General features: G+C 70.8%; 15 protein-coding genes and 1 pseudogene. 10 read left to right on the top strand and 6 right to left on the bottom strand.

The genetic code is table 11. The features are described 5' to 3' along the window. The first annotated feature begins 101 nt into the window (after window positions 1-101). The 5 genes and pseudogenes from Apa02nite_RS03865 (at window position 102) to Apa02nite_RS03850 (ending at window position 4394) form a co-directional block, all read left to right on the top strand. Entirely contained in the window at window positions 102-1178 is a 1077-nt protein-coding gene (locus tag Apa02nite_RS03865; protein ID WP_067683915.1) for a DUF2786 domain-containing protein, read from the top strand. Between the two features lie 75 nt (window positions 1179-1253). Next, window positions 1254-1421: pseudogene (locus Apa02nite_RS52295) on the top strand (MFS transporter); the annotation flags it as partial. An 89-nt stretch (window positions 1422-1510) separates the two neighbouring features. After that, on the top strand, window positions 1511-2131 hold the full coding sequence (locus tag Apa02nite_RS03860; protein WP_239164100.1) for a hypothetical protein: 621 nt from the start codon (window positions 1511-1513) through the stop codon (window positions 2129-2131). 74 nt (window positions 2132-2205) lie between these two features. Continuing rightward, window positions 2206-3306: an SPFH domain-containing protein gene (locus Apa02nite_RS03855; protein WP_067683923.1), complete on the top strand. Its 1101-nt coding sequence runs from the start codon at window positions 2206-2208 to the stop codon at window positions 3304-3306. 2 nt (window positions 3307-3308) lie between these two features. Continuing rightward, entirely contained in the window at window positions 3309-4394 is a 1086-nt protein-coding gene (locus tag Apa02nite_RS03850) for a TFIIB-type zinc ribbon-containing protein (RefSeq protein WP_203823862.1), read from the top strand. Window positions 4395-4584: 190 nt separating this feature from the next. Here Apa02nite_RS03850 and dusB read toward each other — a convergent pair whose 3' ends face one another. Next, the gene (gene dusB, locus Apa02nite_RS03845) at window positions 4585-5703 is read right to left on the bottom strand and encodes a tRNA dihydrouridine synthase DusB (RefSeq protein ID WP_067684207.1); all 1119 of its coding nucleotides are present in this window, start codon (window positions 5701-5703) and stop codon (window positions 4585-4587) included. A 65-nt stretch (window positions 5704-5768) separates the two neighbouring features. Continuing rightward, window positions 5769-6182: a hypothetical protein gene (locus Apa02nite_RS03840; RefSeq protein WP_203823861.1), complete on the bottom strand. Its 414-nt coding sequence runs from the start codon at window positions 6180-6182 to the stop codon at window positions 5769-5771. 144 nt (window positions 6183-6326) lie between these two features. Between Apa02nite_RS03840 and Apa02nite_RS03835 the strand changes: the two genes are divergently transcribed. Next, window positions 6327-6809, top strand: a complete 483-nt coding sequence (locus Apa02nite_RS03835; RefSeq protein ID WP_203823860.1) for an XdhC family protein — start codon at window positions 6327-6329, stop codon at window positions 6807-6809. Window positions 6810-6834: 25 nt separating this feature from the next. Here Apa02nite_RS03835 and Apa02nite_RS03830 read toward each other — a convergent pair whose 3' ends face one another. The 4 genes from Apa02nite_RS03830 to Apa02nite_RS03815 all read right to left on the bottom strand — a co-directional run bounded on the left by Apa02nite_RS03830 (window position 6835) and on the right by Apa02nite_RS03815 (window position 10503). Then, window positions 6835-8094, bottom strand: coding sequence for a hypothetical protein (locus Apa02nite_RS03830; protein ID WP_203823859.1), 1260 nt, complete (start codon window positions 8092-8094; stop codon window positions 6835-6837). An 82-nt stretch (window positions 8095-8176) separates the two neighbouring features. Continuing rightward, window positions 8177-9556, bottom strand: a complete 1380-nt coding sequence (locus tag Apa02nite_RS03825; RefSeq protein ID WP_203823858.1) for a glycine--tRNA ligase — start codon at window positions 9554-9556, stop codon at window positions 8177-8179. A 64-nt stretch (window positions 9557-9620) separates the two neighbouring features. Then, window positions 9621-10145: a hypothetical protein gene (locus Apa02nite_RS03820; RefSeq protein WP_203823857.1), complete on the bottom strand. Its 525-nt coding sequence runs from the start codon at window positions 10143-10145 to the stop codon at window positions 9621-9623. 16 nt (window positions 10146-10161) lie between these two features. Continuing rightward, entirely contained in the window at window positions 10162-10503 is a 342-nt protein-coding gene (locus Apa02nite_RS03815; protein ID WP_203823856.1) for an antibiotic biosynthesis monooxygenase family protein, read from the bottom strand. A gap of 35 nt (window positions 10504-10538) precedes the next feature. Here Apa02nite_RS03815 and Apa02nite_RS03810 point away from each other — a divergent pair, with 35 nt between their 5' ends. The 4 genes from Apa02nite_RS03810 to Apa02nite_RS03795 are packed head-to-tail and all read left to right on the top strand — an operon-like array spanning window position 10539 to window position 13383. After that, a complete protein-coding gene (locus Apa02nite_RS03810; protein WP_203823855.1) occupies window positions 10539-10793 on the top strand; it encodes a DUF6703 family protein in 255 nt (84 codons plus the stop codon). 48 nt (window positions 10794-10841) lie between these two features. After that, window positions 10842-11738: a metal ABC transporter substrate-binding protein gene (locus tag Apa02nite_RS03805; RefSeq protein WP_203823854.1), complete on the top strand. Its 897-nt coding sequence runs from the start codon at window positions 10842-10844 to the stop codon at window positions 11736-11738. Next, complete coding sequence (locus Apa02nite_RS03800; RefSeq protein WP_203823853.1) at window positions 11735-12517, top strand: metal ABC transporter ATP-binding protein; 783 nt, start codon at window positions 11735-11737, stop codon at window positions 12515-12517. Before Apa02nite_RS03805 ends, Apa02nite_RS03800 begins: the two co-directional genes overlap by 4 nt. Next, the gene (locus Apa02nite_RS03795) at window positions 12517-13383 is read left to right on the top strand and encodes a metal ABC transporter permease (protein ID WP_067683942.1); all 867 of its coding nucleotides are present in this window, start codon (window positions 12517-12519) and stop codon (window positions 13381-13383) included. The genes Apa02nite_RS03800 and Apa02nite_RS03795 overlap by 1 nt, the downstream gene beginning before the upstream one ends. Window positions 13384-13391: the final 8 nt, after the last annotated feature.

Here is a 13391-nt window from a genome sequence, read left to right as displayed (position 1 = left end):
GGGGAGGGCTCGCACCGCCCTCCCCGCCACAAAACTCGGCAGATTTAAAGTCAGCGGGCCCTGACCGGGGGAACCCGGGCCTGGCCACTACCATTTGCGGCATGTCGGCCCGGGAGATATTCGAACGTGTGCGGGCCGGAGATCTCGATCATGAGACAGCCCTGGACCTGCTGACCGGTGCGCCGGCCGCCGAGACCGACGCGGCGTTGGCCACCGCGCTGGACGGTGAGTTCGACAGGCTGTTCCGCGACGGGTGGCAGCCGGCCGAGTTGCACCGGGTCATCGCACGACGGGGTGACCCGATCCAGGGCCGGGTGGTCGCCGAGGCGGCCGCCGCGTTCCTGGTCGGCAAGGATCCGGTTGACGACGGCTGGCGTGACCAGGTCGTACAGATAAAATCGGCCGAAGGCCGCAAGCCGGATCGGATCGCGGTCCTGGACGCGTCCCTCGGACTGCTGGCCGAGTTGCGGCTTCTGCCCGGCATCGAGATCCTGGTCCCGCCGCCCGGCACCCCCGCGACGGTCGTGCACCAGCACGCCGACCGGCGGCTGCTCGACCGGGTGCGTGCCCTGCTGGCGAAGGCCGAGGCGACCGACTTCCCGGCCGAGGCGGAGGCGTACAGCGCGAAGGCGCAGGAGCTGATCACCCGGTACCGGATCGAGGAGGTCACCGCGCCGGCCGTGGACGTGGTGCCGTTCGCCCGCCGGATCGGGGTGGATCACCCCTACGAGAACGAGAAGGCCGGGCTGCTCGACGCGATCGCCAAGGCCAACGCGTGCCGCACGGTCTGGTCGCCGGAGCTGGGCTTCACCACGATCTTCGGGTTCGACGCCGACATCGACGCGGTCGAGCTGCTCTACACCTCGCTGCTGGTGCAGGCGAACAAGGCGATGACCCGGGACGAGCCGGCCAAGGGCAAGGCCCGGGTGAAGGCGTTCCGCCGGTCGTTCCTGGTCGCCTACGGCGTGCGGATCGGCGAGCGGCTGCGGCAGGCCGCCGAGCGCGAGTTCGAGGGGCACAGCGACCTGCTGCCGGTGCTGCGCAGCCGGGACGTGCAGGTGCGCGCCGCGATGGACCGGGTCTTCCCGACCACGGTCCGGGCCCGGGCCAGCCGGGTGCACAGCCTCGAGGGCTGGGACTCCGGCCGGGCCGCGGCCGACGAGGCCCAACTGCGTTGACCGGTGCGGCAGACTGAGGGCATGCATCCGGTTTGACGCTGACACCTGTATCTCACCCGGGCCTGCGCCGAGGGTGTGCCGCTCTACCCGGTCTACGCGCTGCTGTTCGCCGACGCCGGGCTCACCACCGGCGCGATCTCGTCGCTGTTCGCGATCTGGTCGGTGGTCACGTTCGCGGGCGAGATCCCGGCCGGCGCGCTCGCCGATCGCTGGTCCCGCAAACGCGTCTACGCCCTCGGTGAGCTGGTCACCGCGGCCGGGTTCGGCTGCTGGCTGCTCTGGCCCGGTTATCCCGGCTTCGCGGCGGGTACCTCCTGGTCGGCACGATCAGCATGGCGACGGTCACGGCAGGCGGTCTGCTCGCGCTCCGCCTTCCGGAAGAACCCCTCGGGGGTACGACCTCAGCCGGCACGCCACCCGCCCCGCTGCGTTCCGCGCTGCGCCAGGTGCGGGGCAGCCGGGTGGTGCTGCGGGCGCTGCTGGTGGCCGCCGCGGTGCCGGGCTTCTCGGCGCTCGACGAGTACCTGCCGCTGCTCGCCCGGGAGAAGGGGGCGGGTACTCCGGTCGTACCGTTGCTCTTCGCTCTGACGGCCCTGGCCATGGCCGGCGGCAGTGCGCTGGCCGCCCGCCGTCAGGTCCGCGGTCCGGCCCTTCCGCTGGCCCTGGCGGCCGCGCTGATCGCTCTCGGTGCCCTGGTGCCGCACCTGGCCGGCCTGGTCGCCGTCGCGGCCGCGTTCGGGCTGCTCCAGTACGCGACGGTGCACGCCGGGACCCGCCTGCAGGACACCATCGGATCCGCGGCGCGCACCACCGTCCTGTCGATCAGCGGCTTCGGCGCCGAGCTGTGCGCCCTGGCGCTCTACGCCGGGTTCGCCCTGCCCCTGCCGCTCACCGTGCTGGTCGCCCTGACCGCCGTTCCGCTGCTCCTGGTGAGTCGGTTTTCCGCCTGGTAGCGGCGGGTCTCGCCGCTGGTTGATACGGTCGGCGCCGCACCACCTTCGGTACGCGCGCGAGAGCAGGAGCCGGCATGGGTCTTTGGGACAAACTCAAGGGTGAGCTGGTCGACATCATCGAGTGGCTCGATGACAGCCGGGACACCATCGTCTGGCGGTTCCCGCGGTACCAGAACGAGATCAAGATGGGCGCCAAGCTGATCGTCCGGGAGTCGCAGACCGCGGTCTTCGTGAACGAGGGCACGATCGCCGACGTCTTCCCGCCCGGCACCCACACGCTGACCACGCAGAACCTGCCGATCCTGTCCACCATCAAGGGCTGGAAGTACGGCTTCGACTCGCCGTGGAAGGCCGAGGTGTACTTCGTCAACACCCGGCAGTTCACCGACATGAAGTGGGGCACGCAGAACCCGGTGATCGTCCGGGACGCGGAGTTCGGCGCGGTCCGGCTGCGGGCGTTCGGCAGCTTCGCGATGCGGGTGTCCGACCCGGCCCGGCTGCTGACCGAGCTGGTCGGCACCGACCCGCAGTTCCGCACCGCCGAGGTCCAGGAATACCTGCGCCAGCTGGTCGTCAGCCACCTGGGCAGCGCGCTCGCCACGTCCGGCGTGCCGCTGCTCGACCTGGCCGCCAAACAGCAGAGCATCGGCACCACGCTGTCCGCGGTGCTCACCGACGAGCTCGCGCCGTCCGGCATCGCGATCCCCCGGTTCATCATCGAGAACATCTCGGTGCCGCCGGAGGTGGAGGAGGCGCTGGACAAGCGCACCTCGATGGGCGTGGTCGGCAACCTGGACGCGTATACGAAGTTCCAGACCGCGAACGCGATCGAGGACGCCGCGAAGAACCCGGGCGGCGCCGGCGACGCGTTCGGGATCGGCATCGGGATGGCCGCCGGGCAGCGCGCCACCCAGTCGATGAACACCCCGGCCGCCGCACCGCCGGCCGCCGGGCCGCCGCCGCTGCCGGTCGGCGAGTGGTTCGCCGCGATCGGCGGCCAGCAGCAGGGCCCGTTCGACGTGGCCGCGCTGACCGGGCACGCCTCGTCCGGCGCGCTCACCCGGGAGACCCTGGTCTGGCGCAACGGGCTGGCCGGCTGGACCGCGGCCGGGCAGGTGCCCGAGCTGAGCGCCGTCTTCGCCGCGGTGCCGCCGCCGCTGCCCCCGCAGGGCTGACCGTGTCCCAGCAGACCCAGACGCAATATCCGTGTTCCGGCTGCGGGGCGAGCCTCGAGTTCGCCCCCGGCACGACCGTGCTGAAGTGCCCGTACTGCGGCACCGAGACACCGGTCGCGGCGGCCGACCGGGCGATCCGCGAGCACTCCTGGGCCGCGTTCACCGGCCTGCCGCGCAAGCCGATCGCCACCCTGACGCCGCACGTCTTCACCTGCCGGGGCTGTGGCGCGGTGACACAGAGCGACAAGATCTCCGAGCGGTGCCAGTTCTGCGGTGCGGCGCTGGTCGCCGACGTCACCTCCGGCGAGCAGGTCGTGCCGGAGGCGGTGCTGCCGTTCCTGATCGACCGGCCGGCCCTGCGGGAGGCGCTGCGGGGGTGGGCGTCGTCGCGGTGGTTCGCGCCGAACAGCCTCAAGCGGGTGAGCGAGGCCGAGTCGTCGCACAGCTCGTACCTGCCGCACTGGACGTACGACGCGAACACCGTCTCGGCGTACCGGGGTGAGCGCGGCGACCACTACTGGGAGACCGAGAGCTACACCGAGAACGGCGAGACGAAGACCCGGCAGGTCCAGAAGACCCGCTGGTGGTCGGCGAACGGCGTGGTCTCCCGGACGTTCGACGACGTACTGGTGACCGGCTCCACCCGGGTGATGCCGAAGCACCTGGACGCGCTCGAGCCGTGGCCGCTGCCGGACGCCGAGCCGTACCGGCCGGATTACCTGGCCGGCCACGAGACGCTGCGCTACGACGTCGAGCCGGAGGCCGGGCTGGACACCGCGAAGTCCCGGATGGCCTCGGTGATCGAGGACGACTGCAAGCGCGACATCGGCGGCGACGAGCAGCGGGTGCACTCGGTCGACACGGAATACCACGACCTGACCTTCAAGCTGATGCTGCTACCGGTCTGGATCGCGTGCTACCTGCACGCCGGCCGCACCTTCAACGTCCTGGTCAACGGCCGGACCGCGGAGGTCGCCGGCGAGCGCCCGTACAGCGCCGCGAAGATCACCGCCACGGTGATCGCCGCCCTGCTCCTGATAGCCACGATCGTGGTGGCCATCCAGCTGCACCGCACCGGCCGCATCTGACCCCGGGCCGCTTTTCACAACCCCCTTGGGTACGCGTACGGAGCGCCTGTCCGCAGGCTACGAGCCGAGTCCCGCCCGTGAGGCCGCGCGACCTCCGCGCACCACCGGGCCGCAGCGCGGCTCCGGTCCCGGCTGGCTCTCAGGGGTGCCTCCGCATCGCGGAGGCACCCCTGAGGACCAGCCAGCTTCGTCAGCCGCCGGAGTCTTCCATCTCGGCGCCCTCCGGGACGATGTCGTCGTCGCGGGAGTCGAGCCAGCCGTGCGGGAGGGAGACCTTGCCCGGTGCGTTGATCCGGCCGCGCGGCTGGCCCAGCGACTCGGGCGGGAACGGAATGGCCGGGTCGAGCTTGGCCAGCAGGTCGTCCAGCTCGGTCAGCGAGGAGGTCATCGCCAGGCTGCGGCGCAGGTCACCGCCGACCGGGAAGCCCTTCAGGTACCACGCGACGTGCTTGCGGAAGTCGGCACAGCCGTGCCGCTCGTCCTCCAGCGCCTCGACGAGCAGCTGGGCGTGCCGCGACATGATCTTCGCGACCTCGCCGAGGGTGGGCAGCACCGGCTGGTAGCCGGCGCCCTGGGTGAACGCGGCCTCCAGGTCGGCGAAGAGCCACGGGCGGCCCAGGCAGCCGCGGCCGACGACCACACCGTCGACGCCGGTGTGCGCGACCATCCGCAGCGCGTCCGAACCCTCCCAGATGTCGCCGTTGCCGAGCACTGGCACGTCGAGCGCCTGCTTGAGAGTGGCGATCGCGTCCCAGTCGGCCTCACCGGAGTAGCGCTGCTCGGCGGTGCGCGCGTGCAGCGCCACCGCGGCGACACCGGCGTCCTGCGCGGTGAGGCCGGCTTCGACGTACGTCAGGTGGTCCTCGTCGATGCCCTTGCGCATCTTGATGGTCAGCGGAATGCCGTACGCGGAAGCCGCCTCGACCGCCTGCCGCACGATCCGGCCGAACAGCTTGCGCCGCCAGGGCAGCGCCGAGCCGCCACCGCGGCGGGTCACCTTCGGCACCGGGCAGCCGAAGTTCAGGTCGACGTGATCGGCCAGGTTGTGCTCGCCGACCATCCGGACCGCGGCCGCGGTCACGTCCGGGTCCACACCGTAGAGCTGCAGGCTGCGGAAACCCTCGTCCTCGGCGAACGCGATCATCTTGAGCGTCTTGGGGATCCGCTCCACCAACGCCCGGGTGGTGATCATTTCGCAGACGTAGACACCGCCGCCCTGCTCCCGGCAGAGCCGCCGGAACGCCACATTGGTGATCCCCGCCATCGGGGCGAGCACGACGGGCGGGTTGACGGTGTGGTTGCCGAGCATGAGCGGTGCGGTCACGCGCTCTAGGGTGACACGCCCAGCCCGGCAACCCCGAATCGGCCGGTGGGTCAGCGGTCGGCGCCGCGCTCGATCAGCGTGTCCAGCATCCCGATCATCCGCTGCATCCCGTCCTGCAGGCCACTCATGTCGAGCGAGAGCCGCGCGAGCGCCACCTCATGACTCTTGTGCATTGCGGTGTGCCGGTCGAGGACCGCGGTGTGCTCCTCGAGAACCGCGGTGTGCCGGTCGAGGACCGCGGAGTGCTCCTCGAGAACCGCAGTCTGCTTCTCGAGGATCGTGGTGTGCCTGCTGAGCGTCGCGGTGTGCTCGGACTGAGTCTTCGCGACTGCTTTGAGCAATTTGTCCTGAGCAGCCAGTTTAAGGCCGACATCGGATAGATCCTGGTCTTGGCTGGCGCGGAGCCTCTCCTGCTCGTCCACGCGCTCCTCCAGTCGGGTCACACGCTCTTCCACGGTGGGCATCGGTGCCTCCAGGGGTGAAGGTTAGCCGGGTCGACGGACCGGCGGCGCGTCTTTCACGCTGCGGAGGACTATAGGCGCGGGGCAAGGTGTCGTGCGACCCCTTGACGTGTGCTTTTCCGGCGGACTTCTGGCAGAGTCGGGGGCGTGAGTGATGAGCAGAGTCCGCGCAGGCTGGTGGCCGTCTTCGCGTCACCGGTGGCCGAGATGCTGGCCCGGTTCGGGGCGGAGCTGGGCTACCAGGTCGTCCTGGTCGAGCCGGATCCGGACCGGCTGGGCGGCACCCCCCGGGCACACGGCGACGCCCTCGTCGCCGACCTCGCGGCCGCCGAGCTGACCGAGCACACCGACGTGTTGATCACCGACCATCACCGGCCGGAGATCGGCTCGCTGCTCAAGGAGGCGCTGGAGCGGCCCACCCGCTGGGTCGGCATCCTGGGCAACCCGCGGCACGAGGGCCCCCACCTGGCGGCGCTACGCGAGCTCGGGGTCGCCGAGGATCAGATCGCCCGGGTGCACCGCCCGGTCGGGCTGAACATCGGCAGCCGGACCGGTGCGGAGATCGCCGTGGCGGTGCTGGCCGGCCTGATCGCCGACCGCAACGACCGCCCCGGCGGCTTCGAGTTCTGACCCGAGGCCGCCGGGACGCCACGCGTCAGGGAACGCTGATGTTGAAGGTGATCCGGTTGTCGCCCTCGGTCAGCCCCCACAGTCGCGGTGCCGAGCCGTTGTAGGACGGCTGGTAGGACAGGTTCTCCAACCCGCCGTTGACCTGCGCCTGCTGGTGCGGGGCCGCACCGGGCACGGCCTTGTGGACGCAGGTCCCGCTACCGCCCGCGCAGGTGCCGGAGAGGAACCAGTTCGTGCCGTCGCTCGCCACACCCTGCATGTGCCAGATCGGCGAGACGTACGCCTCGTCGGCGTGCACCTTGACGTCCGCACTGAGCAGCGGCAACGCGGTCGCCGAACTCATCGGCCAGCGGATCGCCCGGCCACCGGCGGCGTCGGTGCCGACGAACTCGGCGGAGACCATCGAGTCCCGGGCACTGCCGCGACGGTCCAGGCTGATCGCGTTCAGGCAGGGACGGTTGCCGGTGATCGACGAGCAGCCGACGTAGCCGCCGGTCGGGGTGTACTCCGGGTAGTACTCGCCGACCTGCGGGAGCACGTACCGGTGCCAGCGGCCGCTCGGCGCCGACGTCCCGTCCGTGCCGAAGCCGACCTCTTCCTGCGACCGGGTCATCGCCCAGAGGTGCTTGAGGCTGAACGCGTGCAGCCGGCCGCCGTCGGCGACCAGGAGCGTGTTGCCGTACCAGACGACGCCGTCGGCGTGGTTCCAGTCGAAGGTCCGGAAGTTGTCCACCCCGCCGGTGGAGTCCGGGACCACCAGCAGCACGTCACGGAACTTCAGCGCCGCGGTGCTGGTGTAGTCGACGAAGGTGAGCCGGGAGAACGTGTTGCTGTCCTGCGGCCCGTGCCAGCTGGCCACCGCGATCTTGCGGTTCTCCCAGACCAGGTTCGGCTGGGCGTCCCACGAGCCGGAGATACCCTGCGGGCGCCAGGTCGAGGCCCAGTCGTCGTCATCGGCGTCCCAGCAGAAGCCGGTCGGGCTCAGCGTCGAGACGATGCCGCTGGTGTGGCACAGGCCCCAGGTCGGCGTGAAGTCCTGCGTACCGTCGATCGCGGCGCCCAGTGACGCGGCCGGGGTGACCTTGCCGCTCGCCTCGATCCGGCTGACGATGTCGCCGTACCGCTGGAAGCTGTCCGACGGGTCCAGCACGAACGACGACGCGTCGATGGCGGCGAAGGCCGCCGCCGCGGACGCCGGGCCGGGGCCGATCGCCACCGCGGTCAGTCCGATCACCATCGACGCCCCGGTGGCCAGCAGGCGTCGCCCCCATGAACTTCTCGACATATTCACACCCTTCACTGTGGACGAAGGGGCCATATTAACGACGCCGGGCAACGCCTCGCGGCACCCGGCGTCGTCACACGTCTCAGCAGCCCGGCAGGCGCTTGATCAGGTAGTCCTCGATCTGGCTGAGCGAGACCCGCTCCTGCTTCATGGTGTCCCGGTCCCGGACGGTCACCGCGTCGTCCTCGAGGGTGTCGAAGTCGACGGTGACGCAGAACGGGGTGCCGATCTCGTCCTGCCGGCGGTACCGGCGGCCGATCGCCTGCGAGTCGTCGAACTCGACGATCCAGCGCTTGCGCAGGTCGGCGGCGAGACCCTTGGCCTTCGGGGACAGGTCGGGGTTGCGCGACAGCGGCAGCACCGCGACCTTGACCGGCGCCAGCCGCGGGTCGAACCGCATGACCGTGCGCTTGTCGACGCCACCCTTGGTGTTCGGGGCCTCGTCCTCGTCGTACGCCTCGAGCAGGAACGCCAGCACCGCGCGGGTCAAGCCGGCGGCCGGCTCGATCACGTACGGCGTCCAGCGCTCGCCCTTCTCCTGGTCGAAGTAGGAGAGGTCGACACCGGAGTGCTTGGAGTGCGTCGCCAGGTCGAAGTCGGTGCGGTTCGCGATGCCCTCGAGCTCGGCGAACTCGGTGCCACCGAACTGGAAGCGGTACTCGATGTCGACGGTCCGCTTCGAGTAGTGCGAGAGCTTCTCCTTGGCGTGCTCGTAGAAGCGCAGGTTGCTCTCGGACAGGCCCAGGTCCCGGTACCAGTTCCAGCGCTGCTGCAGCCAGTACTCGTGCCACTCCTCGTCGCTGCCCGGCGGGACGAAGAACTCCATCTCCATCTGCTCGAACTCACGCGTACGGAAGATGAAGTTGCCCGGAGTGATCTCGTTCCGGAAGCTCTTGCCGACCTGGGCGATACCGAACGGCGGCTTCTTGCGCGCCGCGGTCGCCACGTTCGCGTAGTTGACGAAGATGCCCTGAGCGGTCTCCGGGCGCAGGTAGTGCATGCCCTCGGTGCTCTCGGTCGGCCCGAGGTACGTCTTCATCAGGCCGTTGAACATCTTCGGCTCGGTGAAGGTGCCCTTGTTGCCGCAGTTCGGGCAGTTCAGCTCCTGCAGCGAGGCCGGCGGGTTGCCGTGCTTGGCCTCCCACGCCTCTTCCAGGTGGTCGGCCCGGAAGCGCTTGTGGCAGGACTGGCACTCGGTCAGCGGGTCGACGAACGCGTCGAGGTGACCGGAGGCGGCCCAGACGTCCCGGTTCAGGATCACTGCCGAGTCCAGGCCGACGATGTCGTCGCGCTGCTGGACCATGGTCCGCCACCACTGGCGACGGACGTTCTCCTTCAGTTCGACGCCCAGCGGACCGTAGTCCCAAGCCGAGCGGGTTCCTCCGTAGATCTCACTGGAGGGAAAGACGAAGCCCCGGCGCTTGGCAAGGCTGACAACGGAATCGATACGGTCGGCAGGCATGAGTCTCCTACGCCGGCTGGGTGTCGGCGGGGGTATCGGTATGTGGTTTGGACGATTAGCGAGGTTACTCCCCTAGAGAGCACACCTCGAATGCGCCCGTGCTGGTGTTCTGCCCGAGCTGGGCCTCCACCTGATCGACTTTGCCGCCCGGATAGGTCAGGTCGACCGGGACGTCACCGCTGACCAGATCGACGTCGCCGACGTGGAAACTGTCGAACTTGTCGCGCTGCGACATCTCGTCCCGGAACTCGTCGAGGCTCTGGCGATCCTTGGTCCGCTGGCAGAGCTGGTCGTACGCGCTGTCGTAGTCGGCGTCCTGGACGGCTTCCAGGTAGTCGCTGACCACGGTCTGCGCCTGCTCGTTGACCGCGCCGGTCATCGCGACGCCCAGGCCGATTACGGCGGCCAGCCCGCCGCCGCAGATCAGCACCAGCACGCCTGCACCGATGCCCAGGCCGAACCCGATCCGCCGGCCACGGCCCTCGACCGGCGGCGCCGGGAACGGCGGGTGCACCCCGGGACCGGGCGGCGGAGGGGGCGCGGTCGGCTGCGCGTACTCCGGAGGCTGGTACTGGGGCGGCGTGCTCATCGGTTCAGCCTAATGTTCAGTGCCACGGCTCGGCGGCCCGGTCGCTGGCGGCGACCTCGACCGGCTCCCCCGGGCCGGCACTGGCCAGGGTCTCGAACGCGGACGGCTCGTCGATCGACAGCGCGAGCAGCGGGGTGGCGTGCACCTTGACGTCGAAGTTGCCGAGCGCCCGGCGGTAGGCTCCGACGGATTCCCACTCGGTCACCAGGATCCAGGTCTCGGTGTCCTCCAGCGCCCGGGTGAGACGGCCGGACAGGTAGCCGTGGCACGCGGCGAGGGCGGTGAGCGCGGCATGCGCGCGGTCCAGGAAACCGTCGTGCGTGTCCGGCGGGACCAGGAATCGGTTGAGCACCAGCATGTGACGAAGGGTACGCACGCCGAGGAGGAGCCGCTGTGACGACGTCCGACCATTTTCTGCGCCGGCTGGCCCGGGTGAATCCGACCACCGCGTTCCTCGGGGCACTGGTCCTGCTGCTGGCCGGGTTGTTCCTGCCCGGGGTGGTGGGCGCGCTGCTGCTCGGCGCGCTCGCGGCCGGGCTGGCCGCGCTCACCGTCACCACCTGGCCGGTGCAGACCGCGATCACCCGGCTGGTCCGGGTGGTGCTGCTGACCCTGCTGATCGTGGCCGTGGTCGCGAAGATCCTCTGACCCATGCGCTTTTGACAATCATTGTCATTATCGATCACAGTTGGTGTCATGATGCGCCGCCTGCTGACCTCGCTGCTCGTGCCGGCCGTCCTGGCCGCGCTGGCCGGCTGCGGCGCGCCGGCGAGCGCCGACGGGCGGATCCCGATGGTGGCCGCGTTCTACCCCCTGCAGTTCGTCAGCGAGCGCGTCGGCGGTGACCTGGTCCGGGTCACCAACCTCACCAAACCCGGCGCCGAGCCGCACGACGTGGAGCTGAGCCCGCGCCAGGTGGCCCGGATCTCGGACGCGTCGCTCGCGGTCTACCTGCACGGCTTCCAGCCCGCGGTGGACGACGCGATCAAGCAGAACGCCACCGGCAAGGGGTTCGACGCGGCGGACGCGGTGACGCTGGAACACGCCGAGGAGTCCGACGAGCACGAGCACGGCGCCGACCCGCACGTCTGGCTGGACCCGACCCTGCTGGCCGCGATCAGCGACCGGCTCGCCGCGCGGCTGGCCCAGGTCGACCCGGCGCACGCCGGGGACTACACCGCCCGCGCCGCCACCCTGCACGCCCAGCTGATCGCGCTGGACGGCGAGTTCACGGCCGGGCTGGCCACCTGCGAGCGGCGGGAACTGGTCACCAGCCACACCGCGTTCCACTACCTGGCCGAGCGCTACCACCTGACCCAGATCGGGATCACCGGCGTCGACCCGGAGGCCGAGCCGTCACCGCGCCGCCTCGCCGAGGTCGCCACCGATGCCCGGGCACACGGCACCACGACGATCTTCTTCGAGACGCTGGTCAGCCCGAAGGTCGCCGAGACGATCGCCCGCGAGGTGGGCGCGTCCACGGCGGTGCTCGATCCGCTGGAGGGCCTGACCGACCCGGACGCGGACTACTTCTCGGTGATGCGGGCCAACCTGTCCGCGCTCACCACGGCGTTGGGATGTGAACCATCATGAGCGTTGTCGAGGTGCGTCACCTGGCGGCCGGCTATGACGGCCGGGAGATCCTGCGGGACGTCGATCTGAGCGTCGCCTCCGGCGACGTGGTGGCCGTGCTGGGCGCGAACGGCTCCGGAAAATCCACGCTGATCCGCACGATTCTCGGTCTGGTCCCGGTCCGCCGCGGCGAGATCGACCTTTTCGGTACGGCACAGCGCCGGTTCCGCCAGTGGTCCCGGATCGGGTACGTCCCGCAGCGGATCGGCGCCGGCAGTGGCGTGCCGGCCACGGTCGGCGAGGTGGTGGCGTCCGGGCGGCTGGCCCGGCGCGGCCTGTTCCGCCCGCCGGGCGCCGCCGACCGTGCCGCCGTCCACGAGGCCCTCGCCGCGGTCGGCCTGCTGGACCGGATCGGCGACCCGGTCGGCACCCTCTCCGGTGGCCAGCAGCAGCGCACCCTGATCGCCCGCGCCCTGGCCGGCAAGCCGGACCTGCTGGTGCTGGACGAGCCGACCGCCGGGGTGGACGCGGCCAGCCAGGAGGCGTTCGCCGGCGCGCTGACCGAGTTCGCCGCGAACGGCGGGACGATCATGCTGGTGCTGCACGAGCTCGGCCCGCTGCGGCCGCTGATCGGGCGGGCCGTGGTGGTGCACGACGGCCGGATCGCGCACGAGGGTGTGCCGCCGGAGCCGGCCGGGCACCACGCCGAGCCGGGTCACGACCACGTGCACCCGCACGCCGACGAGGCGAAGGCCGGCATCTGCGAGTGGGCGCCGACCGAGGGGACGAAGGCGTACTGATGGACCTTTTGACTTACCCCTTCATGTTGCGCGCTCTCGCGGGCGCGCTGATCATCGGGCTGGCGGCGCCGGCGCTCGGCATCTACCTGGTCCAGCGGCGGCTCTCGCTGATCGGCGACGGGATCGGGCACGTGGCGCTGACCGGCGTCGGTGTCGGCCTGCTCACCCATCAGTCGCCGGTGCTCACCGCGGTGCTGGTGTCGGTGGCCGGCGCGGTCGCCGTCGAACTGGTCCGCGAGCGCGGGCGCACCTCCGGCGACCTGGCCCTGGCGCTGCTGTTCTACGGCGGCATCGCGGGCGGCGTGGTGCTCGTCGGGCTCTCCGACGACAGCAGCAACGCCAGCCTCATGCAGTACCTCTTCGGCTCGCTGATCACCACGTCGCCGCAGGACATCGCGGTGATCGCCGGACTGGGCGCGGCGGTGCTGATCGCCATGCTGGTGTTCCGCCCGGCCCTGTTCGCGCTCTGCAACGACGAGGAGTACGCGCGGGTCAGCGGCCTGCCGGTGCGTACGCTCAATCTGCTCCTCGCGGTGACGACCGCGGTGACCGTGACGATCGCCATGCGCACCGTCGGTCTGCTCCTGGTCTCCGCCCTGATGGTGGTGCCGGTCGCGGCAGCACAGCAGGTCACCCGCGGGTTCCGCTCGACGATGACGCTGGCCATGCTGATCGGGGTCTGCGCGGCCGGCGCCGGCGTGGTGCTGTCCGGCGAGATCGACACCGCGCCGGGCGCCACCACGGTGCTGATCGCCCTTGCCGCGTTCCTGCTCACCACCGGGATCGGCGCGCTCTGGCACCGGCCGCACCGCAAGGCCGCCCCGCAGGCACAGGCCGAGCCACCGGACGTCGTGATCCATGCCTGAGGCCGGGT

The sequence above is a fragment of the Actinoplanes palleronii genome, from assembly GCF_016862315.1.
GTDB classification, from domain to species: domain Bacteria; phylum Actinomycetota; class Actinomycetes; order Mycobacteriales; family Micromonosporaceae; genus Actinoplanes; species Actinoplanes palleronii.
Note: the sequence above shows the minus strand (reverse complement) of the source record. Positions and strands in the feature narration are given on the sequence as shown.

Coding starts and splice junctions, on each gene's coding strand:
- Apa02nite_RS03865 (WP_067683915.1), top strand. CDS start 102: ATGTCGGCCCGGGAGATATTCGAACGTGTGCGGGCCGGAGATCTCGAT.
- Apa02nite_RS03860 (WP_239164100.1), top strand. CDS start 1,511: ATGGCGACGGTCACGGCAGGCGGTCTGCTCGCGCTCCGCCTTCCGGAA.
- Apa02nite_RS03855 (WP_067683923.1), top strand. CDS start 2,206: ATGGGTCTTTGGGACAAACTCAAGGGTGAGCTGGTCGACATCATCGAG.
- dusB (WP_067684207.1), bottom strand. CDS start 5,703: ATGCTCGGCAACCACACCGTCAACCCGCCCGTCGTGCTCGCCCCGATG.
- Apa02nite_RS03840 (WP_203823861.1), bottom strand. CDS start 6,182: ATGCCCACCGTGGAAGAGCGTGTGACCCGACTGGAGGAGCGCGTGGAC.
- Apa02nite_RS03830 (WP_203823859.1), bottom strand. CDS start 8,094: ATGTCGAGAAGTTCATGGGGGCGACGCCTGCTGGCCACCGGGGCGTCG.
- Apa02nite_RS03825 (WP_203823858.1), bottom strand. CDS start 9,556: ATGCCTGCCGACCGTATCGATTCCGTTGTCAGCCTTGCCAAGCGCCGG.
- Apa02nite_RS03820 (WP_203823857.1), bottom strand. CDS start 10,145: ATGAGCACGCCGCCCCAGTACCAGCCTCCGGAGTACGCGCAGCCGACC.
- Apa02nite_RS03815 (WP_203823856.1), bottom strand. CDS start 10,503: ATGCTGGTGCTCAACCGATTCCTGGTCCCGCCGGACACGCACGACGGT.
- Apa02nite_RS03805 (WP_203823854.1), top strand. CDS start 10,842: ATGATGCGCCGCCTGCTGACCTCGCTGCTCGTGCCGGCCGTCCTGGCC.
- Apa02nite_RS03800 (WP_203823853.1), top strand. CDS start 11,735: ATGAGCGTTGTCGAGGTGCGTCACCTGGCGGCCGGCTATGACGGCCGG.
- Apa02nite_RS03795 (WP_067683942.1), top strand. CDS start 12,517: ATGGACCTTTTGACTTACCCCTTCATGTTGCGCGCTCTCGCGGGCGCG.